Origin of the sequence: Micromonospora sp. Mcm103, assembly GCF_024519755.1 — a bacterium.
GTDB lineage: Bacteria > Actinomycetota > Actinomycetes > Mycobacteriales > Micromonosporaceae > Micromonospora > Micromonospora aurantiaca.
The window spans coordinates 459,823-481,841 of record NZ_JALJRJ010000001.1; the positions used below are offsets into that span (position 1 = coordinate 459,823).

17 protein-coding genes are annotated in these 22,019 nt (G+C 73.8%); 3 read left to right on the forward strand and 14 right to left on the reverse strand.

Going from position 1 to position 22,019, the window contains the following annotated elements:
* Nucleotides 1-35: 35 nt before the first annotated feature.
* The 4 genes from OC439_RS02125 to OC439_RS02140 all read right to left on the reverse strand — a co-directional run bounded on the left by OC439_RS02125 (nt 36) and on the right by OC439_RS02140 (nt 6,505).
* Nucleotides 36-2,255: a carbohydrate-binding module family 20 domain-containing protein gene (locus OC439_RS02125; protein WP_262011920.1), complete on the reverse strand. Its 2,220-nt coding sequence runs from the start codon at nt 2,253-2,255 to the stop codon at nt 36-38.
* Between the two features lie 385 nt (nt 2,256-2,640).
* A complete protein-coding gene (gene katG, locus OC439_RS02130) occupies nt 2,641-4,917 on the reverse strand; it encodes a catalase/peroxidase HPI (RefSeq protein WP_262011921.1) in 2,277 nt (758 codons plus the stop codon).
* Between the two features lie 23 nt (nt 4,918-4,940).
* Complete coding sequence (locus tag OC439_RS02135; protein ID WP_135240611.1) at nt 4,941-5,369, reverse strand: Fur family transcriptional regulator; 429 nt, start codon at nt 5,367-5,369, stop codon at nt 4,941-4,943.
* Nucleotides 5,370-5,503: 134 nt separating this feature from the next.
* On the reverse strand, nt 5,504-6,505 hold the full coding sequence (locus tag OC439_RS02140; RefSeq protein ID WP_262011922.1) for a glycoside hydrolase family 11 protein: 1,002 nt from the start codon (nt 6,503-6,505) through the stop codon (nt 5,504-5,506).
* Nucleotides 6,506-7,029: 524 nt separating this feature from the next.
* Between OC439_RS02140 and OC439_RS02145 the strand changes: the two genes are divergently transcribed.
* Nucleotides 7,030-8,613: a ricin-type beta-trefoil lectin domain protein gene (locus OC439_RS02145; protein WP_262011923.1), complete on the forward strand. Its 1,584-nt coding sequence runs from the start codon at nt 7,030-7,032 to the stop codon at nt 8,611-8,613.
* A gap of 31 nt (nt 8,614-8,644) precedes the next feature.
* Here OC439_RS02145 and OC439_RS02150 read toward each other — a convergent pair whose 3' ends face one another.
* The 5 genes from OC439_RS02150 to OC439_RS02170 all read right to left on the reverse strand — a co-directional run bounded on the left by OC439_RS02150 (nt 8,645) and on the right by OC439_RS02170 (nt 13,948).
* Nucleotides 8,645-9,124, reverse strand: a complete 480-nt coding sequence (locus OC439_RS02150) for a hypothetical protein (protein ID WP_262011924.1) — start codon at nt 9,122-9,124, stop codon at nt 8,645-8,647.
* Between the two features lie 43 nt (nt 9,125-9,167).
* Nucleotides 9,168-10,781, reverse strand: coding sequence for a class I adenylate-forming enzyme family protein (locus OC439_RS02155; protein ID WP_262012003.1), 1,614 nt, complete (start codon nt 10,779-10,781; stop codon nt 9,168-9,170).
* Between the two features lie 155 nt (nt 10,782-10,936).
* Entirely contained in the window at nt 10,937-11,701 is a 765-nt protein-coding gene (locus OC439_RS02160) for an ABC transporter permease (protein WP_013476421.1), read from the reverse strand.
* Between the two features lie 23 nt (nt 11,702-11,724).
* A complete protein-coding gene (locus OC439_RS02165; RefSeq protein WP_262011925.1) occupies nt 11,725-12,702 on the reverse strand; it encodes an ATP-binding cassette domain-containing protein in 978 nt (325 codons plus the stop codon).
* A gap of 85 nt (nt 12,703-12,787) precedes the next feature.
* Nucleotides 12,788-13,948 carry a glycosyltransferase gene (locus tag OC439_RS02170; protein ID WP_262011926.1) on the reverse strand — a complete coding sequence of 387 codons (1,161 nt, stop codon included), beginning with the start codon at nt 13,946-13,948 and terminating at the stop codon, nt 12,788-12,790.
* A 71-nt stretch (nt 13,949-14,019) separates the two neighbouring features.
* On the opposite strand from OC439_RS02170, the gene OC439_RS02175 reads away from it, so the two are divergent.
* Both OC439_RS02175 and OC439_RS02180 read left to right on the forward strand, forming a co-directional pair.
* The gene (locus tag OC439_RS02175; RefSeq protein ID WP_262011927.1) at nt 14,020-14,958 is read left to right on the forward strand and encodes a 3-oxoacyl-[acyl-carrier-protein] synthase III C-terminal domain-containing protein; all 939 of its coding nucleotides are present in this window, start codon (nt 14,020-14,022) and stop codon (nt 14,956-14,958) included.
* A gap of 15 nt (nt 14,959-14,973) precedes the next feature.
* A complete protein-coding gene (locus OC439_RS02180; protein WP_262011928.1) occupies nt 14,974-15,960 on the forward strand; it encodes a 2-hydroxy-acid oxidase in 987 nt (328 codons plus the stop codon).
* On the opposite strand, the gene OC439_RS02185 is transcribed toward OC439_RS02180, so the two are convergent.
* The 5 genes from OC439_RS02185 to OC439_RS02205 are packed head-to-tail and all read right to left on the reverse strand — an operon-like array spanning nt 15,865 to nt 21,911.
* Nucleotides 15,865-16,890 (reverse strand): histidinol-phosphate transaminase, encoded by a 1,026-nt coding sequence (locus tag OC439_RS02185; protein WP_262011929.1) that lies wholly within the window; start codon nt 16,888-16,890, stop codon nt 15,865-15,867. The genes OC439_RS02180 and OC439_RS02185 overlap by 96 nt on opposite strands.
* Entirely contained in the window at nt 16,890-18,164 is a 1,275-nt protein-coding gene (locus OC439_RS02190) for an FAD-dependent oxidoreductase (protein WP_262011930.1), read from the reverse strand. The genes OC439_RS02185 and OC439_RS02190 overlap by 1 nt, the downstream gene beginning before the upstream one ends.
* Nucleotides 18,161-19,861, reverse strand: coding sequence for a prenyltransferase/squalene oxidase repeat-containing protein (locus OC439_RS02195; RefSeq protein ID WP_262011931.1), 1,701 nt, complete (start codon nt 19,859-19,861; stop codon nt 18,161-18,163). Before OC439_RS02195 ends, OC439_RS02190 begins: the two co-directional genes overlap by 4 nt.
* The gene (locus OC439_RS02200; protein WP_262011932.1) at nt 19,858-20,895 is read right to left on the reverse strand and encodes a UbiA family prenyltransferase; all 1,038 of its coding nucleotides are present in this window, start codon (nt 20,893-20,895) and stop codon (nt 19,858-19,860) included. The genes OC439_RS02195 and OC439_RS02200 overlap by 4 nt, the downstream gene beginning before the upstream one ends.
* A complete protein-coding gene (locus OC439_RS02205; protein ID WP_262011933.1) occupies nt 20,892-21,911 on the reverse strand; it encodes a polyprenyl synthetase family protein in 1,020 nt (339 codons plus the stop codon). Before OC439_RS02205 ends, OC439_RS02200 begins: the two co-directional genes overlap by 4 nt.
* Nucleotides 21,912-22,019 lie beyond the last annotated feature (108 nt).

Genomic DNA, 22,019 nt, shown 5'->3' on the forward strand with positions numbered 1-22,019 from the left:
GTCCCCAGCGGTGAGGGGGACGGGCCGCACGATCGTCAGCGCCAGGTGTCGGTGACGGCGCGGGTGCCGCCGGCCGGCGTGGTGAGCGTCCGGTTCACGCCGGACTCCCAGATCACCGTGCCGTCCGGGTTCTTCTTGACGTACTTGTACTCGACAGCGGTGTTCGCGGGCAGGTCGACTGTGGCCCGCCAGACCGGGTAGGCGGCCGGCGAGAGCGCGACGGCGGCGGCCGGGTTCCAGCCGCCGAGCGCCGGGATGTTGCCGACCACGAACACGTTCTGCCCGTAGACGGTGGTCGCGGTGGCGGAGAACGTGGTGGCCACAGTCGTGCTGACGGTGTCGCCGCGGAACGTCTCGGTCACCGCGTACGTGCCGCCGGCCGGGGTGGTGAACGTCCGGTTCGCGCCGGACTCCCAGGTGACGGCACCGGCGGCGGTCAGCTTGACGAACTTGTACTCCATTGCGGTGGACCGGGGCAGGCTGACGGTGGCGCGGTAGGCGCCGCCGCCCTGCGCGGCGAGCTTGACGCCGTTCGCGGGCGTCCACGAGCCCAGCTCGGGGATGCTGCCGACGACGTGGACGTCCTGCCCGGCGGCCACGTTCGCGGCGACGGTGAACGTGGTGGCGATCCGGTCCCCCGGGCTGACGGTGGGCGACGCCGTCGGCGAGGCGGTCGGGGAGGCCGACGGGGACGCGGTCGGGGAGGCCGACGGGGACGGGCTCGCGCCCGGCCGGGCGTTCACGTGGATCGCGACCGCGTCGTTTGCCGGGAGGGTCACAGTGGCCCGGCCGCCGGAGACGGTCACCGTGGAGCCGGTGCAGCCGCTGCCGGTGGCGACGCCGGAGATGACGTCGCAGTACCGTCCGTCGGCGAGCCCGGTGACGAAGGTGGCGGTGGTGGCCGAACCGGAGTCGTTGATGCCGATCCACGCCCGGTCGCCCCGGTGGAAGCCGATCACGTTGCTGTTCACCGTGGTGAAGTCCGAGACGGTCTTCACCGGGCGGGCCGCGTTGGCCCAGCCGACCATGCCCTTGACGCCGGTGGTGCGGCTCAGGCAGTTCCAGGCGGCGCCGCAGACCGTGTCGGTGACCCGGCCGGTGCCGTCGTGCGGCGGGGACTGGTTGCGGTCAGCCCAGGTGAAGCTGTCGTAGACCGACGGCTTGCCGTGCGGGTAGGCCAGCGCGAAGTAGTTCGCCAGCACGTAGTCGGTGCCGTTCTTGTACGACAGCACCACGCCGTCACGCTCCAGGTCGTGGTTGGTGACCATGGAGAAGACGTTCGCGCCGGGCGCGTCGAGGTTCCAGTTCGGCACGTTCGCCAGCGCCGAGATCGAACCCTGGAACGCCGAGCGGATGCCCTTGGCGTACGCGAAGTCGAGCACGTCGCCGTTGCCGATGTACGCGCGGGCCTGCAACGCCGGGTTGCTCGCCCCGTCGAAGATCTCCTGCGCGACGTACGGACGCCGGCCCTCGGCGACGGTGTCGTTCAGCTTGCCGAGGACGGCCGCGAAGTCGTCCTTGCGGATGTGCTTGACCGCGTCGACTCGGAAGCCGTCGACGCCGAGCCCGATCAGGTCGTTCAGGTAACCGGCGATCTTGTTGCGGACCGCTTCCTTCTCGGTGTAGAGGTCGGACAGCGACAGCAGCTCGCAGCTGGTCACCTGGGCCTCGTTGTTCCAGTCGCTGATCGCGCCGCCGGTCGGGCAGTTGTCGCCGGGGCGGTGGAAGTCACCGGCGCCGTACGGCACGGCCGGGTAGCTGTAGCCGGAGAATTCGGTGCCGGCGTAGCCGCGCGTACCGGCCGGGTTGTTCGTGCCGGCCATGTGGTTGACCACCGCGTCGACGTAGACGCGCACACCGGCGTTGTGGCACGCGGTGACCATCGCGGCGAACTGCTGGCGGTTGCCGAACCGGCTGTCCAGCTTGTACGACACCGGTTGGTACACCTCGTACCAGGGGTACGCGCCGTCGGCGCTGGCGGGCAGCTTCACCGACTCCTGCGGCGGTGCCACCTGCACCGCGCCGTATCCGGCCGGTCCGAGGTGGTCGGTGCAGGCGGCGGCGACCGAGGTCCAGTTCCATTCCCAGAGGTTGGCGGTCACCTCGCTGTCGTTGAGCGCGACGGCGGCGCGGGCGGGGGCGGGGGCGGTGGTGGCGGCGGCGGCGACGGCCACCGTGCCGCCGGCCGCGACGAGCGCGGCGGCGAGCAGCAGGCGACCGGCGCGGCCACGGGGGTGTGGCCTGGCGGAGTGCATGGCTGGGGGACCTCTTCCGTGGGTTCGAAAGGGTGAGCGGGGGTGGGGCAGCCGTCCCGGGTAGCGAACACCATGCGCCATCCATGAAAGTCTTTGCAAGAGCTTGCGGCAAAGTTTTCGAAACCAGCAGGCAACACGAGTGGGCTCGGATTCGCGACCACCAGCGGCGATCCACGCTGGAGCGAGCGGGCCGGCGCTCGGCCGAGATCCCGCTACTCGGGACGGCACCAACCGCTGCGCGGGACGACCGCAACTTCCGAGCAGATTTTCCAACGTTTGCGGGCCGGGTGCGTGCCGCTGATCCCCCGACACCCGGCACCCCGGACACGGACGAGCCCCGGCCCGTCGCGGCGCGACGGACCGGGGCTCGCTCAGATGTGGCGGATCAGGCCAGGTCGAAGCGGTCCAGCTCCATGACCTTCGTCCAGGCGGCGACGAAGTCGCGGACGAACTTCTCCCGCGCGTCGTCGCTGGCGTAGACCTCGGCGAGCGCCCGCAGCTGCGAGTTGGAGCCGAAGATGAGGTCGACCGCGGTGGCGGTCCACTTCACCTGGTCGGTCGCCAGGTCGCGGATCTCGTACACGTGCTCCTCGGACTCCGCCGCCTTCCACCGGGTGCCCGGGGAGAGCAGGTTGACGAAGAAGTCGTTGGTGAGCACCCCGGGCCGGTCGGTGAGGACGCCGTGCGCGGCGCCGCCGACGTTGTTGCCGAGCGCGCGCAGGCCGCCGACCAGGACGGTCATCTCCGGCGCGGTCAGGTTCAGCATGTACGCGCGGTCGACGAGCAGCACCTCCGGCTGGGTCTTCTCGCCCGGCCGCAGGTAGTTGCGGAACCCGTCGGCGCGCGGCTCCATCACGCGGAACGACTCGACGTCGGTCTGCTCCTGGGTGGCGTCGGTACGACCCGGGTGGAACGGCACCGTCACCTCGACGCCGGCGTCCCGCGCCGCCTGCTCGACAGCGGCCGAGCCGGCCAGCACGATCAGGTCGGCGAGCGAGATCTGGGCGCCGCCGGCGGCGTTGAACTCCTGCTGGATGCCCTCCAGGGTGGCCAGCACGGTGGCGAGCTGCTCGGGCTGGTTGACCTCCCAGTTGCGCTGCGGCTCCAGCCGGATCCGCGCGCCGTTGGCGCCACCTCGCTTGTCGGTGGAGCGGTAGCTCGCGGCCGAGGCCCAGGCGGTGGAGACCAGCTGGGCGGTGGTGAGGCCGGACTCCAGCACCTTCGCCTTGAGCGCGGCGACGTCGGCGTCGTTCACCAGCTCGTGCGCGGCGGCCGGCACCGGGTCCTGCCAGAGCTGGGCCTCGGGCACCCACGGGCCGAGGAAGCGGCTGACCGGGCCCATGTCACGGTGCAGCAGCTTGTACCAGGCCTTGGCGAACGCCAGCGCGAACTCGTCCGGGTTCTCCAGGAAGCGGCGGGAGATCTTCTCGTACGCCGGGTCGACGCGCAGCGACAGGTCGGTCGTGAGCATCGTCGGCTTGTGCTTCTTCGACGGGTCGTGGGCGTCCGGGATGATCGCCTCGGCGTCCTTGGCGACCCACTGCTTGGCGCCGCCGGGGCTGGTGGTCAGCTCCCACTCGTAGCCGAAGAGGATCTCGAAGAACCGGTTGCTCCACTGGGTCGGCTTGTCGGTCCAGGTGACCTCGAGGCCGCTGGTGATCGTGTCGCCGCCCTTGCCCTCGCCGTACGTGCTCAGCCAGCCCAGGCCCTGCGCCTCCAGCGGCGCGGCCTCCGGCTCGGGGCCGACGTGCGCGTCGGCGGGGCCCGCGCCGTGGGTCTTGCCGAACGTGTGGCCGCCGGCGATCAGCGCGACGGTCTCCTCGTCGTTCATCGCCATCCGGCGGAACGTCTCACGGATGAAGTGCGCCGCCGCGAGCGGGTCGGCGTTGCCGCGCGGGCCCTCCGGGTTGACGTAGATCAGACCCATCTCGGTCGCGCCGACGCCGGCCACCATGTCCTTCTCGGAGGCGTAGCGCTCGTCACCCAGCCAGGTGTCCTCGGGACCCCAGAAGATCTCCTCCGGCTCCCAGACGTCCTCCCGGCCGAAGCCGAAGCCGAAGGTCTTGAAGCCCATCGACTCCAGCGCCACGTTGCCGGCGAGCACCAGCAGGTCGGCCCAGGAGATCTTCTGGCCGTACTTCTGCTTGACCGGCCAGAGCAGCCGGCGGGCCTTGTCCAGGTTGGCGTTGTCCGGCCAGCTGTTCAGCGGGGCGAACCGCTGCCCGCCGTCGCCGGCGCCACCGCGGCCGTCCTCGATGCGGTAGGTGCCCGCGGCGTGCCAGCTCATCCGGATCATCAGGCCGCCGTAGTGGCCGAAGTCGGCCGGCCACCAGTCCTGCGAGGTGGTGAGCACCTCGGTGATGTCCCGCTTGAGCGCCTCGACGTCGAGCTTCGCGAACTCCTTGGCGTAGCTGAACTCCGGGCCCAGCGGGTTGCCCTTGGACGAGTGGGCGTGCAGCACCGACAGGTCGAGCTGGTTGGGCCACCAGTCGCGGTTGCTGCGCGGACGACCGCCGGTCTTCGGGGTCGGCGAGTCGATCGCCGGGTTCTCGCTCTCGCTGCCGTGCGCGGTCACGGAGTCGTGCGCGACCGGGCAGCCGGCCGCCTCCTTGGCGTCCACGCCCTGCGGGCTGACGGGCCGGTTGTCCTGGGTGTCGCTCATCTGCTTCCTTCCGAACTGGCGGATCACTGGGCGGTGCGGTCGGCCGCGCAGCCGGGGCAGGTGCCCCAGTAGACGACCTCCGCCTCGTCCACCACGAAGCCGTGGTCGTCCGAGGCGGTGAGACAGGGGGCGCGGCCGACGGCGCACTCGACGTCGGCGATGGCGCCGCAGGAACGGCACACGACGTGGTGGTGGTTGTCTCCCACCCGCGACTCGTAGCGGGCCGTGGCGCCGGCCGGCTGGATGCGCCGGATCAGCCCGGCGTCGGTGAGTGCCCGGAGCACATCGTAGACCGCCTGGTGGGACACGGTGGGCTGCTCGGCGCGGACCAGGGCGATCACCGTGTCGGTGTCGACGTGCGGGTGGTCGCGCAGCGCGGACAGCACCGCCAGACGGGGCCGGGTCACCCGCAACGAGACCGCCCGGAGCTGCGTCTCGAAGTCGGCCGTCATGCGACGACCTTAGTCCGGTCTTTTGGAATCAATCAAGTTTTTGCCCAGGTGTGTCGGCCGTCACATCATGGCACTCCGGGCACACGAAACGGGGGTGCCGCGCCAGGCGCGGCACCCCCTCCCCGGAAGAGGGCTCAGGCGGCGGAACAGGTCGCCGTCGGGGTGTTGCTGTTGCCGTTCTTGTAGAGCGTGATGCCGAAGTTGTTGCCGTTGCCGTTCGGGCGCGCGGTGAGCGTGCCGCTGGTGCCGCTGACCGACGCGTTCCAGCTGTTCTGCAGGCTCTGCCCGCCCTGGGTCTGGATGCTGACCACCCAGTTGCTGGTGCCGCTGACCGAGAAGGTCACGTTGAACCGGTCGCCCCACTCCTCGGCGCGGCTGACGCTGACCGTGCAGCCACCGTTGTTCGGCGGCGGGGTGGTCGGGTTGCCACCGCCGGTGCCGCCGATCGTGATGTTGGAGTTGCCGCTGCTCTGGTAGCCCTCGGTGGCCAGGATCTGGTAGTCGTGCGAACCGAGGTTCATGCCGTAGCGCGACCAGGCGTCGAAGTGGTTGCCGGAGGTGATGGTGCCGCCCACGCGCTTCGACTGGCGGACGCTCCAGTACTGGTAGAACGTCCGGGTGCCCTCGATCGAGGGGGCGTTGACCCGCTGGGTGCGGTAGATGTCGTACGTGCCGCCGTCGGAGGACACCGAACCCATGTAGCCGCTGCCCGGCGGGCGCCAGCTGCCCCAGCTGTCCACGATGTAGTACTCGACGAGCGGGTTGCGCGTCCAGCCGTAGAGCGTCAGGTACGCGTTGCCGGACGGGTTGAAGCTGCCGGAGTAGCTGACCGTGCGGCGCCCGCCCGGGTTCCAGCCCTTGCCGGCGACGAAGTTGTTGATGTTGCTCCACTGGGTGCTGTACTGACCACCGTTGCCCATGGTCATGGAGACGTTGCCACTGTCCTTCCAGAAGGAATAGAAGTAGCCGTTGTTGGTGCCGGTGGAGTTCGACGTGACGGTGGTGTCGGCGTAGGCCGGACCTGACGCGACGGCCGTCGCCCCGGCGGCGATCAGCGCCACGGCACAGGCGCCGCCGAGGGCCATCCTGAGGCGTCCGCGCCTGCGGATGCCCGTACGGACGGGGGCGTCTTTCATGGACGGGTTTCCTCCCTGTGACGGCTGGCGGGCGGCCAGCTTCCGGTGGCGCGAGCCGCGGGTGCTCGCCCGCCCGCGGACGGCGGGACCGGGGCGACAGCCGCGCCACGGGTGGTGGTCGGACATCGACGTCAATCGAGATACGCCGATGGCCACAGTATTGGAGGCCCGGTTCATCCTGTCAACAAGTTCCGGAAATGTTGTGGTAACCCCCGCTCGGACCCTGAACGGCCGTTACGGCTGCCGAAAAGGGCCTCCGATCAGCGTCGACGGTCGGCGACAGCCACCCGACCGCCATTGAGGGCGACGGGATCCCGAAACTTTTCGGTCCCTTTCCGGATCAACACCGCTACCGCCGCCCGGCGCGCGCGACGGGGCCGGGCCGGGCAAGACCGTCCACATTTGACGGCTCGCCGGACGCTCGGTTCAATGACGGCCGGACCGGATCGGACCCGATTCCGGCCGGGTGAACCGAGGACGTCGCGCACCGGTAGGGCGTCCGTCATCACCGGAGGGACCGCCCTGTGACACCCGATGCCCCCGGCGCGCGCCCGCGGCCGCGCCGGATCCCGCGCGGCGTCGTCGCCGCCGGCGCCGCCGGGCTGGCGGCGCTGAGCCTGGCGGTCGCCGCCCTCAGCGGGAGCGTCGCCACCGCCCGCGACGACGAGCCGGCCGGCCGGGCCGTCTCCGCCGAGCACCTGGCCGCCATCCGGGCCGCTGCCCGCTCCTGTCCCGCGCTGACCCCGGCGCGGCTGGCCGGGCAGCTGATGGCCGAGTCGGGTCTGGACGCGCGGGCCGAGCGGACCGCGTCCGGCGGCCGGGGCCTGGCCGGGCTGGACGACGAGCGGTGGCGGACCTGGGCGCCGTGGCCGGACGCGCCGCGCACCGACGGCGCGGCCAACATCCTCGCGCTGGCCCACCAGATGTGCGACCTGGCCGGGCAGGTGCGCGCGGCTGCCGTCCCCGGCGACCCGTGGCGGTTGTCGCTCGCCGCGTTCCACACCGGGTTCGAGGAGGTACGCGCCGCCGAGGGGGTGCCCTCGGCGGCGGTCCCGTACGTCGACGAGGCCGGCCGGTACGCCGCCTACTACGGACGGCAGGACGGCTTCGCCGAGACCGGCCCACCCAGCGGCGAGGGCGAGCGCCGGCAGCCCAAGGCGGTCCCCGCCGGGTACGTCCGCCTGGTGGTACGGGCCGGCTCGGTGTGCCCGCAGGTGCCCCCGGCCGCTGTCGCCGCGCAGCTGATGGCCTCCTCCGGTTTCGATCCGAACCTGCTCGGCGACGGTGGCCGAAAGGGCATCGCCCAGTTCCGGCCCGAGCTGTGGCGTGCGTACGGCCCGTCCGGCGCCTCGCCGTGGGACCCGCAGGCAGCGGTACCGGCGGTCGGCGCCACGCTCTGCTCCCTGCGGCGGGAACTGGCCGCGCTCGACGGCGACCCGGACCTGCTGGCGCTGGCGGCGTACCGCGACGGGACCGACGCCGTGCGGCACACCGGCGGCGACTTCGACGCCGGGACGCAGGCGTTCCTGCGCACGGTCCGGGAGTTCACCGACTTCTACGCCCTCGACGGCCGGCTGCGGGGCACGCCGGCGAGTTCCGGCACCCCGTCGCCCGGCACGCGGACGCCGAAGCCGCCGGCGTCGTCGGCCGCGCGCCCGTCCACGTCGTCGCCGGCGGCGGGCACGTCGAAGAAGCCGGATGAGCCGGCCGCGCCGGTCCGCCCGGCCGGCGCGAAGCAACTCGTCGGCAAGGAGACCGGTCTGTGCGCCAGCGGCGGCAGCGGGGACGGCGTACGCGTCGTGCTGCGGGCCTGCCGGGAGGAGCGCTCCCAGTGGTGGACGTTCGCGTCCGACGGCAGCGTCCGGGTCGAGGGCGGCCTCTGCCTGGACGTGGCCTGGGGCGAGAAGCGCGACGGCGTACCGGTGCAGACGGCGTGGTGCAGCGGCAATCCGGCGCAGAAGTGGGAGTGGATCGAGAGCCAGGGCCGGCGGTCGCTGTTCAACCGGGCCACCGACCGCTGCCTGGACGTCGACGGGCACGCCGCGGGCGCACCGCTGAACGCCTGGACCTGCGTGTTCAACGTGAAGCAGACCTGGTCGCTGCGCTAGCCGAGCGACCAGGCCCGCCGGCCGGGCCGGATCAGGGAGTCGCGCCGATGACCAGCCCGAACGCCCCGCAGCAGGCCAGACCGACCACCGGCAGCAGGACCAGCATGACGCTGTAGTTGGACCACAGGCCGAACCGGGTGACGTCGGTGCCGTAGCCGTCGTACACCCGGTTGCGCCACCCGCCGAAGCGGAACGCGAGGTGGTGCGCGGCCCCCGGCTGCACCGCGAGCGTCGTGGTGACGAGCGGAACGCCCATGAAGTCGGTGTACCTGACGTCGTGCGCGCCGGCCGGCACCGCGACGTGCCACGTCCCCTCGCCGGGGATCGCGACCACCTGGCGGTTGATCTTGAAGCGGCTGGTCACCGGCACCGGGATCAGGTACGGCCCGCGGTTCACCGAGACGACGAGCACCCCGCAGCCGGGCGGCGGGGTGATCGGGTGCGGGTAGGCGATCAGCGGGCTGACGCCGCCGGGCATCGGTGGGTACGGCTGCGAGGGGAGGTAGGACACGGCTGGATTCTGGCACGGCCGCGCCAACCGTCGATGTCCCCGGTCAGCCGGCGCCGGGCACTCCGGCGCCGGCGAGCAGCCGCTGTCGCATGAGGAACTTGCGGACCTTTCCGGTCGGCCCGGTGACCACGTCGTCGTCGGGGACAGTCACCACCCGCCGCAGCGTCGCGGCCACCGCCGGCCCCAGCGCGGCCCGGACCCGTTCGGTACGGTCGTGCGCCGGATCGGCGTCGGCGGCGAGCAGGAGCAGCACGTCGGTGACGGTCGTGCCGTCCTCCCCCGCCGCCGCGAGGACGGTGCAGTCGCGGACGTCCGGGCAGTGCCGGAGGATGCGCTCCTCGGACAGCGCGGTGTACAGCCAGGTGCCGCCGCCCAGGTCGACCGCGTCACTGGCCCGGTCGACGTGGTGGTAGTCGCCGGCCGCGTCGCGGTACATCAGGTCGCCGGTCAGGTAGTAGCCGCCCAGCCGGGTGCGGTACGTGGTGACCGAGTCGTTCCAGTAGCCGAGCGCCAGCGTCGGCGACTTGAGGCCGACGTGCCCCACCTGCCCCGGCGGGACCTCCTCGCCGGTGTCCACGTCGAGCAGGGCGATCTCGGCGAACGGGTACGGCTTGCCGACGCAGCGGTCGTAGCGGTCGCTGCCGAGCCGGTGGGTGATCCGGAACGCGCCGTGTCCCATCTCGGTGGAGCCGAGCATGTCGACGAACTTGGAGCCGGGGACGTCGACCATGCCGTCGCGGGTGTACGCGGGATGGCTGCCGACCGCGACCAGCCGGCGTACGTGCGCCTCGTGCGCGCAGTCACCGGTGTTGAACCAGTTGCGCACCGAGCCGAGGTCGCGGGTGGTGAGGTCGACCCGGGCCAGCTCGGACCAGGTCACCGCGAAGCCGAACACGCCGGTGGGGCGCCACCGTTCGATCGCGTCCAGTATCGTCTCGGCGCTGCGCGCGAACGGGCCGCCCTGCGCGGACAGGCACAGCAGCTGGTAGCCGTTGCAGAGCGCCTGGTTGAGCGTGATGATGCCGGCGGCGTGCGCGGCCGGCAGCGCGGACATCTCCCGCACCTCGCCGGACGGCCGGGACTCGGTGAGCCGGACCGCGCGGATCGCGGCGAACAGCCCGTGGTGCGAGTGGACGATCGCGGCGGGCACCCGGGTGGTGCCCGAGGAGTGGGTGATGACCACCGGTTCCTGCGGGTGGTGCCGGTGGTGCGGCGGCGCCTGCGCCGGGTCGCCGGTGCCGGTCTGCGCCGCGTCGCCGAGGATCGGCGCGCCGAGGTCGTGCTCGGCCAGGGCGGCGTGGTCGGCGTCGACCACCACCCCGGCCCCGCGCAGCCGCCTGACGAACTCGGCCGCCAGTTCGACCGGCATGTTTCCGTTCATCAGCGCCGGGATCGCGCCGAGCCAGGTCAGCGCCAGGAAGTTGAGGAACACGTCGGGCGCGGAGGTCACGTACACCGCGACCGGGTCGGCCCGGCCGACGCCGCGCGCCCGGAACCAGGCGGCCCGGGCCGCGACCCGCTCGGTGAGCGTGGCGAGCGACAGCGGCGTCCAGGCGGGGATGCCGTCGACGTCGGCGTCGAACGTCACCCGGGGCATGTCCATGTCGGCGCCGTGCTCGGCCAGCCGGAGCAGCACGTTGCCCGCGCCCAGCTCCATGTCGGCCGCCAGCGTCGCCCGGAAGTTGTCGGCACCCAACGAGTGGCCTCCTCAGCTGACACGCGTCACGGCCGCGCCCCGTACCGGCCGCCGAGCGGGGACACGATCAGGCTAGAGCGCCCGCCACGCTGAGACAATGGTCGATGCACGGACGGTCAGGAGACCTCGCGGTTGAACAGGTGCGACGACCAGAACAGACTGGCGGCGGCCAGCCCGGACATGATGAGCGCGCCCTGCCACACCACGGTCTGGGTGATCTGGCCGGCGAACAGCGCGCGCATGCCGTCGGTGGCCCAGGCGAACGGGTTCCACACCGCGACCCGCTGGATCCACATCGGCGCCAGCACGAGCGGGATGAGCACGCCGGCGAGCAGCGACACCGGCTGGCCGACGGTGTTCACCAGCACGCCGAGGCTGTTCTCGTTACGCACCAGCAGCGCGATGTCGTACGAGATCGACGTGCTGAGCAGCACCATCACCGACAGCAGCGCGTACGACACCAGCAGGTTCGCCAGGTGCACCCGCAGGCCGAACGGCAGCGCCACCAGCGTGACCACCACCGCCTGCACCACGTTGAGGCACACGTGCATCAGCGCCCGGCCCAGCAGCAGGCCGGTCCGGCTCACCGGCGTCACCCGGCACCTGTCGATGATGCCCGCGCGCAGCGCGCTGAGCAGCCCGTACCCGGCGAACAGGCCGCCGAACAGGCCCATCGCCACGAACAGGCCGGGTACGTAGATGCGGTACGCGTCGGCGTACGACGCGGCGCCCCGGTCGACCATCACCACCTTGAGGAACGGTGCGAACAGGATCAGGTAGGTGATCGGCTGGGCCAGGCTGAACGCGACCATCACCGGGTTGCGCACCATCAGGCCGGCCTCCTGCTGGAAGATCAGCCAGGTGTCGCGGACGAGCTTCACGCCGTACTCCTCTCGGCGTCCGGTCACTCGGCGAGCGACCGGCCGGTCTTGGCCAGGAACACGTCGTCGAGGCTGGGCCGGCGGGCCTCGATCGCGCCGGGCTCGATGCCCCTGTCGTAGAGCGCCCGCATGATCTGCGGGATGGCGGTGGCGGCGCTGTCCACGTAGAGCCGCAGTGTGCCGTCGACCGGCTCGGCCGCGTGCACGTACGGCGCCTCGGCCAGCAGCTTCGTCGCGGCCGGCAGGTCGCCGCCGGCCTGGTCCGCGACGTCGGCGGTGGCGAAGTCGATGGCGACCACGTCGCCGGAGATCTCGCGTTTGAGCGCCGACGGGGTGCCCTCGGCCACGATCCGCCCGGCGTCGATGATCGAGACCCGGTCGCAGAGGCTGTCGGCCTCGTCCAGGTAGTGCGTGGTGAGGAAGATGGTCATGCCCTCCTCGCGCAGCCGTCGTACCTCCTGCCACATCCGGACCCGGCTGGGCGGGTCGAGCCCGGCGGTGGGCTCGTCCAGGAACATGACCTGCGGCGAGTGGATGACACCCAGCGCGACGTCGAGGCGGCGGCGCTGCCCGCCCGAGTACGTCTTGATCTTGCGGTCGGCGAAGTCGTCGAGCTGGAACGCGCGGATCGCGCCGACGGCCAGGTCCTGCGCCACCGACTTGGACAGCCCGTGCATGCGGGCCTGGAGCACCAGGTCACGCCGGGCGGTGGAGTCGTCGTAGGTGCCGCTGGCCTGCGCCACGAAGCCGATCCGCCGCCGGACCTGCGCGGGCGCGCGCAGCAGGTCGACCCCGGCGATGGTGGCCGCTCCCCCGCTGGGCCGGATCAGCGTGGCGAGCATCCGCAGCGTGGTGGACTTCCCGGCGCCGTTCGGGCCGAGGAACCCGACGATCTCGCCGCGCCGTACCGCGAAGTCGACGCCGCGCACGGCGTCGACTGTGGTGGCGCCGCGCCCGCGTCCGACCCGGAAGGACTTGCGTAGGCCGGTGGCCTCGATCATCGAGCCTCCTCGTGCGGCACGACGCCGGCGCGGGTGCGTCAGGTCAGGCTAGTTCCGCGCCGACGGTTGGACAACGGTCGATGCGTCAGGCGTCGGGAGCCGTCCGTGCCAACGCGGCGAGGTGCGCCGCCGCCGCCCGCGCGCCGCCGGCCGTCGCGAACGACTCACCGACCCGGCGCGCCCCGGCCCGGTACGCCGGCTCGTCGAGCACCGCGCTCAGCGCGGCGGTCAGCTCCGCCGGTGTCGCCGAGTGAAAGGCGACCTCCAGGCCGGCGCCGGCCCGCCGCACCTGACGCGCGACCGCCGGGTGGTCGTGCCGGATCGGCGCGACCACCACCGGTACGCCGTGGGCCAGCGCCTCGGACACCGTGCCCAGTCCGCCGTGGGACACCAGCGCGTCGAGCCGGGGCATCAGCTCCAGCACCGGCACCCGGGGCGCGACCAGCACGTGCGGCGGCGGGTCGGGCACCAGGCCCGGCCCGGCGGTGAGGATCACCTGGACCCGGCCGGCGAGCGGCGCGGTCGCCGCCGTCATCCGCCGGAAGAAGTCGGCGGCGAGGTGCTCGGCCATCGTGCCGACGGTGACCAGCACGTGCCGGCGGCCGGGATCCCACGCCTCCCAGGCGAACGGGGGCGCGTTCGGCCGCCGTCCCAGTGCCGGCCCGGTGAGCACGCAGCCCGGCGGCAGTGGCGCCGGGCCGGTCAGCGCCGTCGTGGTCAGCCCGATCACGAGGTACGGCGAGAAGCGCAGGTCGATCGTCTCGTCCACGGGTACGTCGGTCATCGCCCACACCCGGCGGACCTGGGCGCGTACCCAGTCGGTGAACTCGGGCATCTCCCCGGTGGGCGGCGTCAGCTCCAGCATGCCGACGCAGAACGTCGCCCACGGCAGCCCGCGGCGGTGCGCGGCGAGCGCGCCGGCCAGTGCGTACTGGTCGGCCACCACCACGTCCGGCTCGTACCGCTCGACCGCCGCGTCGGCGGCGTCGCGGATGAACCGGTTGGCCGGCAGCACGTGCCCCTCCCAGAGGCTGCGCACCGAAGCCGCCCCGGACGCGCCGTCGGGCCGGTAGTAGCGCTTGCCGGTCGGGAACAGCACGGCGTCCGGGCCGACCAGCGGGCGCAGGTCGCTGCGCGGCCCGACCCAGGCCACCTCGTGCCCGGCCGCCTCCAGCGCCTGGGCGATGGCGACCGGGGCGTGCAGATGGGACTCCACCGGCAGCACGACGAACAGGAAGCGAGCCACGTCGATATGATCGCACGCGCGTTGACATCCACCTGTGTCACTGATCTGATCCGTGTCGTGACGGTACGCGTATGACGGCGATCGACGCCGTCTCGGTGTTCCTGCCGCAGCGCCGGGTGCCGGTCGAGAGCCTGGCCGTGCCGCTGGGCCTGACCGACATGCAGGTCCGCCTGTTCGGCCGCTTCCACGGCCTGACCGAGGTCCGCCGCGATCCCGCGCTGTCCCTGACCGACCTGCTGCTGCGCGCGGCGGGCGGCCTCACCGCGCTGCCCACGCTGCGGCAGCGGGTGCGGTTCGTGGTGTACGGGCGGGCGTTCCCGGTGGTCACCCCCTATCCGGTCAACCCGCTGCACGAGGTGTGCCGCACGCTCGGGCTGAGCCACGCGCTCGCGTTCACGCTCACCCAGCAGTCCTGCGCGAGCGCGCTCGCCGCGATCGACGTGGCCGGGCGGCTGCTCGCGTCCGAACCGCACACGCCGGACGGCCCGCCGCTCGCGCTGGTGCTCACCGGGGAGAAGGCGTTCACCCGCGACGCCCAGTTCATCCCGGAGACGTCGGTGTTCAGCGAGGGCTCCTCGGCCTGCCTGCTCAGCGCCGGCGGCGGCCGGGACCGGCTGCTCGCGTACGCCTGCCACCAGCGGGGCGAGTTCGACGTGGCAGGCGGCGAGTCCCCGGCGCGGTTCCAGCGGGCGTACCGGCCGGCGCTGGCCGAGGTGATCGGCCGCGCGCTGGACCGGGCCGGGACGGCGCTGTCCGAGCTGCGGCTGGTGCTGCCGCACAACGTGAACCTGATGACCTGGAAGCGGCTGTGCCGGCTGATCGGGCTGCCGCTGGACCGGGTGCTGCTGGACAACGTGACCGAGACAGGTCACGTGTTCTGCGCCGACGCGTTCGTCAACTACCGCACCGCCCGGCAACGCGACCTGCTCCGGCCGGGTGACCGCTACCTGGTCGCGGCGGTCGGAGCCGGGGACGGCGCGACGTTCGCCGCCATGGTGTTCGAGCACTGAGCGGCGGTGGTCACCGTGGAGAGCGGACTCCGCCTGCTGCGGGCCGCCCGTCAGACGGTCACCGGCCCGGCCGCGCTGCTCGGCGATCCCGTGCTGCGCGAGCGCACCGCCGGCTACCTGACGGACCTGACCGGGCCGTACGGGCTGCGCGTGCCGGACGGCCTGTTCGACGCGCCGTCGGAGGCGCTCGGACAGTCCTACGGGGAGATGGCCGCCGAGCTGATCCCGGCGCTCGTGCCGCCGGACGAGCCGGTGGACCTGCTGGTGCTGGCGTTCGCCGTGCACGACATGCTGCCCGGCCGGGCCACCGCGGCGTACCTCAGTCACGTGTGCCCGGGCACGCCGATGTCGTTCGCGCTCTGCGACCAGGGTTCGGCGGCGGCGTTCACCGGGCTGCGGATCGCCCGCGACTACGGCTGCCGCCGCGCCCTGCTGGTCACCGTGGAGCAGTCGGTCCTGCCGTACGACGCGCCGGTGCCCGTACCGGCCCGCCACCGGGCGGTGGCCATGCTCTACGGCACCGGCACCGGCACCGGCACCGGCACCGGCACCGGCACCGGCAGCGGCAGCCGCGACGCGCGCGGGGTGCGGGTTACCGCGCTGCGCCAGCACGCGGACGTCGGCGCGAGCGACGTGGCCGCGCTCGCGGCGGCCGAGGTGCGCGAGCTGACGGCCGGGCGTACCGATGTCGCGGTCGTGCTCGGCGCTGACCTCGCGGCCGTGTGGCCCGGCCCCGGCGGCGGCGCGGTGACCACCGGTCCGGAGCGGCAGCCGTCCACCGGGGTCTGGTGGGCGCTGCTGGACCGTCTCACCGCGGACGCGGCGCGTCCCCGGCCGGTGGTGGTGGCCGACTACGAGCCCGGCCTGGGCTACCTGAGCGTGGCCGCGCTGGCACCGGCGGGCCGGTCAGAGCCCGTCGGCGAGCGCGGCGCGGACGAACGCGCACAGCCGCTCGTTCGCCTCCGGAGCGCCGACGGTGATCCGGACCCCAGCGCCTGGTAGCGCCATCACCAGGATGCCCGCCTCCCGGGCCCGCTCGGCGAACGGCACGGCCCGCTCCCCCAGCGGCAGCCACACGAAGTTGGCCTCGCTGGGCGCGACCGTGAGCCCGAGGCCGCGCAGCGCGCCGATCAGGCGGGTACGCGCCGCCACCAGGTCGGTGCACCGCCGGGTCAGTTCGGCGCCCACCTCCGGTGTCAGGCTCGCCACCGCGGCCGCCTGGGCGAGCGCGGAGGGGAAGAACACCGCCCCGGTGAGCGCGGCGGCCCGGGTGAGCCGGGGCGGCACCACGGCGTACCCGACGCGCAGCGCGGCGAGGCCGTACGCCTTGGAGAACGTGCGCAGCACGCAGACGTTGTCGTACGCGCGGTACAGGTCCATCCCGTCCGGTGAGCGCGGGTCGGTGACGAACTCGCGGTACGCCTCGTCCACGATCACCGGCACGTCGGCCGGGACGCGGTCCAGGAACGCCTCGACGTCGTCGCGGCGCAGCGCCGTACCGGTCGGGTTGTTGGGGTTGCACAGCAGCACGCACCGGGTCCGGTCGGTGACCGCGTCCGCCATCGCCGGCAGGTCGTGGTCGTACCCGTCCATCGGGACCGGCACCGCGCGGGCGCCGGCGTTGCCGATGATCAGCGGGTAGCCCTCGAACGACAGGGCCGGGTGGACGACGTCCGGACGCGGCCCGAGGGACTGCACGAGGTGCTGGCACAGCCCGGCCGAGCCGGGGCCGACGAGGATCGCCTCGGGGCCGACACCGAGCCGCGCCGACAGCGCCGCGACGAGCGCCGACGACGTGCGGTCCGGATAGCGCTGGAGCGTCGCGGCGGCGTCGGCGACCACCCGCCGGATCCCTGGTAGCGGCGGGTAGGGCGTCTCGTTCATGGACAGGTCGGCCGGGGGTTGCGTCCCGACGGCGGTGGCAGGCGTCATCATCGCTCACTTTCCGACGGGACCGGTGGGGACGGGGTGTGCGCGTGCCGGTCGGCCAGCAGCCCCAGTTGGTAGAGCCGGTCGACGGCGGACAGCGGCCGCACGTCGGTGCCGGAGAGGTTGCCGGCGGTGAGCCCGAGCAGCCGGGGGTTGGCGGCGGTGCGGCGCATCATCCGCGCGCCGAGCAGCTTCGGCAGTCCGGACACGGCGGTGATCATGCGGGAGGCGTTGTGGCTGACGGTGGCGACGTGGTCGAGCCGGCGCCGCCGGGCCGACTCGAAGGCCCGCAGTGCCCGGTCCACGGCGGCCGGTTCCGGCGCGCCGCCCTCGGCGGCCAGGCAGGCGGCGAGCGTCTCGGCGTCACCGAGGGAGCTGTTGACGCCCTGGGCCGCCATCGGGTGCACCGCGTGGGCGGCCTCACCGGCGAGCGCGAGCCCCGGTACGGCCAGGCGCGCGCTGCGCAGCCGGTAGACGGCGAGCAACTGGCGCCGGTGCAGGCTCGCGCGCACGGCCGGGGCCAACGGACGGATCGCCGGCACGTCGGCGAGCAGCCGCCCGCACCACGCGTCCAGGTCCACGCGCCCCCGGAACTCGTCCGGTGTGACCTGCACGTAGAGGCGGCACCGCCCGCCCGGCAGCGGGTAGACCAGGCAGAGCCCCCGGGCGGTGCGGTAGGCGGACACCTCGTCGGCCACCTCGGCGCCGTCCACGTCGAAGGCGACCAGGCCGTGCGGGTACTCCCGGCGTTCCACGCCGATCCCGGCCGCGCGGCGCAGCGGCGAGGACATGCCGTCGGCCGCGACCACCAGCGGCGCCGCGACGTCCCGCTCGGTGCCGTCCGCGACGACCCGGACGCCGTCGATCCGCCCGTCGTGATCGCGCCGGACGCCTGTCACCCGCACGCCCCACCGGACCTCCACCGTGGCCGGCAGCCGGTCGGCGAGCACCGCCCGCAGGTCGCCGTAGTCGGCGCAGAGGATCTGCCGGTACGCCCCGGGCAGGCCGGCGTAGTCCAGGCAGAGCAGCGGCTCGCCGTACGCGTCGCGGATGGCCAGCCGCCCGACCGGCCGCGCGCCGGTGGCCCGCAGGGCGTCCAGCGCGCCCCAGGAGTCGAGGATGCGGACCGTCTCGGGCTGGAGGATCTCGCCCTTGGCGATCGACGCGGGAGCGCGCTGCCGGTCGAGCACGAGCACCCGCAGGCCGAGCGCGCCGAGCGCGTGGGCGCAGGCCAGCCCGCCGGCGCCGGCGCCTGCCACCACCACGTCGGCGGTCATCGGGCCACCGCGCCCGGTGCGGCGCCGGACCGCGCGGCGGCGGCCCTGCGGTACTCGCCGAGCGTCCGCAGCGCGAGCGCCTGGGTGATCACCGCGTTCGGGTAGCGCATGTGGTGGCGGATGTAGTTGCAGACCCGGGCGGCGGGCCAGGCGCCGTCCGGTCCGGCGGCGGCCACCAGCCAGGCGACGCCCCGGTCCACCGCCCCGGCGGCGTCCGGGTCGCCGGTCGCGAGCAGGCCCTGCACCGCCCAGGACGTCTCCTCGACGGTGCCGCCGCTGCCGTCGCCCGGGCCCCAGGAGCCGTCGGGCAACTGGGTGTCGCGCAGCCACCGGGCCGCGCGGCGTACCACCTCGTGCCGGGCGTGCCCGACCCGGGACAGCGCGGCGACCACCACCGCGGTGCCGGAGGTGTGGTCGCGGTACCAGAGGTTCTCGAACGTGCCGTCGGGCGCGGCCCGGGTCAGCAGCCAGGCCGCCGCGCGGGCGATGGCCGGGTGGTCGTCCGGGTGCCCGGCGTCGTGCAGCGCGAGGATCGCCTGGCTGGTGATGGCCGGGCAGGGGCCGTCGTTGGCGAGCCGGGTGTCGCGGACCCACAGGCTCCACGAGCCGCGGCTGTCCTGGCGGCCGACGAGCCACGCCAGGCCCTGGCGCAGCACCGGGTCGGTGCCGGCGCCGGGGAGTCCGGCGAGCGCGGAGAGGATCTCGGCGGACTCCAGCGTGACCGGCCAGCCCCGGGCGTTGGAGTAGCTCCACCCGCCCGGCGGCACGTCCAGCACCTCGAACGCCTCCGTCTTGCGGGCGGCGTGGAGGAACTCCCGGGTGGCGTGCAGCCGGGGGTCGTCGGCGTAGCCGGCCGCGATCAGCCCGGTCGCCGCGTACCCGGATCGGGTGAGGTCGAGGTTGGTGACCGCGTCCCAGGACCCGTCGGGGCGGACCGCGCGGCGCAGCCAGCCGACGACGGCGCGGGCGATGTCGGGGGCTTCGCCGCTGCGGGCCAGGCCGAGCAGGACGAGCGCGGCCGGCCACGGGTCCTCGCTGAGCGCGCCGGTGCGGCCCTCGTGGTCGTGGATCGACCGCAGCAGCCGTACCGCCGCCGGACGGGCGCGGCGCAGCGTGGCGCGGCGCAGCCGGCCCGCGGGCAGCATGCTGGCCTGCATCAGGGCCAGCCCGACGAACGGCGCGGTACGGAACGACAGGTGCTGCCGGCGTACCCGGTCGAACAGGACGATCTCCAGCGGCAGCCGGCGCAGCGGACCGGCCTCGGCGGTCATCCCGGCCATGGTGAGCAGTTGCCGGCACAGCAGCGAGATCGCCGGGTCGGTGATGGTGTCGACGCCGCCGAGCGCGGCCAGCCGGGCGCGGCCCGCCGCAATCGCGTCGGCGCTGTCCGCCGGTGCGCTCAGCGCCAGCGCGGCGACCGCCACGGCGGTGGGTACGACGGCGGTACCGGCGCCCACGACGCCACCCCAGCCGCCGTCGTCGTGCTGCGCGCGGCGCAGCCAGGCGGTTCCGGCGTCGACCAGGTCGGCGCAACCGGACGGGTCGGCGGCGTGCAGCGCGGCGACCGCGCCGGCGGTGCCGAGCACCGAGGCGGGCGGGTCGTCGCCGAAGGCGCCGTCGGGGCGGCGGCGGCGGAGCAGCGCCTCGGCGCCGTCGGTGAGGGCCTTCCCGACGGCCTCGGCGGTCACAGCGGTCATGGCGCGTCCTCCAGCGGCAGTCGACTGCGGGTGGCGAGGGTCAGGCCCGCCACCGGCGGGCCGAGTTCGTGCCGGACGCGCATGCCGCGCTGCGCCAGCCAGGTCAGCAGCACCATCGGCAACGCGAGCGCGAGCTGCACGGCGACGCCGAGGCCGAGCCCGACCGCCGCCGAGGCCAGCACGACCCGTTCGACGACCAGGACCGAGTGGGCGCGCAGCGCCACCAGGACGGGCATCCCGTCGCGGCGCGCCACCAGCGGGGCCAGCGCGACGACGCCGGTGGCCAGGACGACGAGCACAGTCGCCAGGTACGCCATCCGCGTGCCCGTGCCGGCCAGCAGTCCGGCGGTCACCGCGGCACCGATCGTGACGGCGTAGAGCGCCACCACGGTCCGTACGGCCACCGGCACGCCCCGGCCCACCGGCAGCGTGCGGTAGCCGCCGGCACGATCGCCGTCGATGTCGCGCAGCGCGCCGACCAGGTTGGACATGGCGTCGTGCGACCAGAACGCGACGACGAGCGCGAGCAGCACCGGCACCGCCCAGGCGCGGTCCGGCGCGATCCCGGCGGCGAGCGCGCCGTAGCCGAGCGCGACCGCGCCGAGCGCGCCGCGGACCAGGTTGCCGGCGATCCCCCGGGCCTTGAACCACCTGCTGTACGCGACGATGCCGCACCCGGCCAGCAGCGCCGCCAGCGTGGTGCCCCATCCGTCCAGCACGGCGAGGACGCCGAGCGCGGCGAAACAGGCGCTGCCGCACCACAGGGCCGTGCCCGCGCGCAGCCGGCTGGACGGGATCGGCCGGTGCGGTTTGCTGCCCGCGTCGAGGTCCCGGTCGAAGTAGTCGCCGAGGTAGTGGCCGCCGAGCCAGCCGGCGGTGGGCGCGGCCCAGGCCGACAGCAGCAGCCACGGGTCGTGCCGGCCACCGGCCACGGCGGCGCCGGCCAGGCCGACCAGTCCGACGTACCAGAGGGTGTAGGGCCGCCAGGTCTCCACGTGGGCCCGCAGTGCTCGCACGGCGCCGGCCGTGCTCACGCCATCTCGCTCGTCATCCAGGCCGCGATGCCGGTGAGCACGTCCGCGCTCGCGGACGGGGTGAGCGCTGCGAGTTCGGCGCGGGCCCGCTCGGCGTGCTCCACCATCCGCCGCCGGGCGCCGGCGACCGCGCCCACGTCGTCGAGCAGGGCGGTGACCCACTCGACGTCGCCGGGGCCGGCGCCGCGGCGGTGCAGCACCGCCAGCAGCTCCACCCGTGCGGCGTCGCCGATCGCGTCGTACGCCAGCAGCAGCGGCAGCGTGGGCCGGCCGTTGTTGAGGTCGCTCGTCGCCGGTTTGCCGGTCTGCTCCGGGGTGGACAGGTAGGACAGCAGGTCGTCGCGGATCTGGAACGCGGTGCCGAGGTGCTCGCCGTAGCGGGCCAGCGCGGCGGAGAGCAGCGGGTCGGCGCCGCCGAGCAGCGCGCCGATGTGGCACACGGCGCGGAACAGCGAGCCCGTCTTGAGCCGGATCATCTCCGGATACCAGCTGGCGCCCGCGTCCAGGTCGCCGACGAGCCGCTCCTCCAGCGCCTGGCCCCGGCACAGGTCCTGACCGGCCTCGGCGAGCGCGGTGACGGCGGCGACGACCGAGGCCGCGGGGACGGCCCGGCCGCTCTCCACGATCGCCCGGAAGGCGTGGAAGATGAGGTGGTCGCCGGCCACGATGGCGCCGGGGATGCCGTACGCGACCGGGACCGCCGGGCGGCCGCGGCGCAGCGTGTCGGCGTCGATGATGTCGTCGTGCACGAGCGTCGCGACGTGCAGGTATTCGGTGCCGAGCGCGGCGGCGAGGACGTCCCGTGGCGATCCGCCCACCGCCTCGGCGGCGTGCAGCGTCATCATCGGGCGGAGCATCTTTCCGGCCGGCAGCAGCGCGTAGCGGACGATCGCGTCGAGCTGGTCGGACGTCTCCGGCCACCGCCGGCCGAGTTCGGCGCGCAGCAGCCGCCCCGATTCGCTACGGGCCAGGTCGTCGATGAAGGGCGGATATCGCGTGGAGCCAGCAACCGTCATGACGCGTCGACCCTTTCGCCAGGGATCGGCTAGTCGCCACGCGAGACGTTACCGGTCGGCCCTCCCGGGAACAACCATTGATAAATGCGCATGGACATGGGTGGCCGC

Bases quoted from the DNA above. Each gene is read 5' to 3' on its own strand.
- OC439_RS02185 (WP_262011929.1), bottom strand. From the start codon at position 16,890: ATGACGCCTGCCACCGCCGTCGGGACGCAACCCCCGGCCGACCTGTCC.
- OC439_RS02190 (WP_262011930.1), bottom strand. From the start codon at position 18,164: ATGACCGCCGACGTGGTGGTGGCAGGCGCCGGCGCCGGCGGGCTGGCC.
- OC439_RS02125 (WP_262011920.1), bottom strand. From the start codon at position 2,255: ATGCACTCCGCCAGGCCACACCCCCGTGGCCGCGCCGGTCGCCTGCTG.
- OC439_RS02175 (WP_262011927.1), top strand. From the start codon at position 14,020: ATGACGGCGATCGACGCCGTCTCGGTGTTCCTGCCGCAGCGCCGGGTG.
- OC439_RS02140 (WP_262011922.1), bottom strand. From the start codon at position 6,505: ATGAAAGACGCCCCCGTCCGTACGGGCATCCGCAGGCGCGGACGCCTC.
- OC439_RS02155 (WP_262012003.1), bottom strand. From the start codon at position 10,781: ATGGAGCTGGGCGCGGGCAACGTGCTGCTCCGGCTGGCCGAGCACGGC.
- OC439_RS02195 (WP_262011931.1), bottom strand. From the start codon at position 19,861: ATGACCGCTGTGACCGCCGAGGCCGTCGGGAAGGCCCTCACCGACGGC.
- OC439_RS02135 (WP_135240611.1), bottom strand. From the start codon at position 5,369: ATGACGGCCGACTTCGAGACGCAGCTCCGGGCGGTCTCGTTGCGGGTG.
- katG (WP_262011921.1), bottom strand. From the start codon at position 4,917: ATGAGCGACACCCAGGACAACCGGCCCGTCAGCCCGCAGGGCGTGGAC.
- OC439_RS02205 (WP_262011933.1), bottom strand. From the start codon at position 21,911: ATGACGGTTGCTGGCTCCACGCGATATCCGCCCTTCATCGACGACCTG.
- OC439_RS02165 (WP_262011925.1), bottom strand. From the start codon at position 12,702: ATGATCGAGGCCACCGGCCTACGCAAGTCCTTCCGGGTCGGACGCGGG.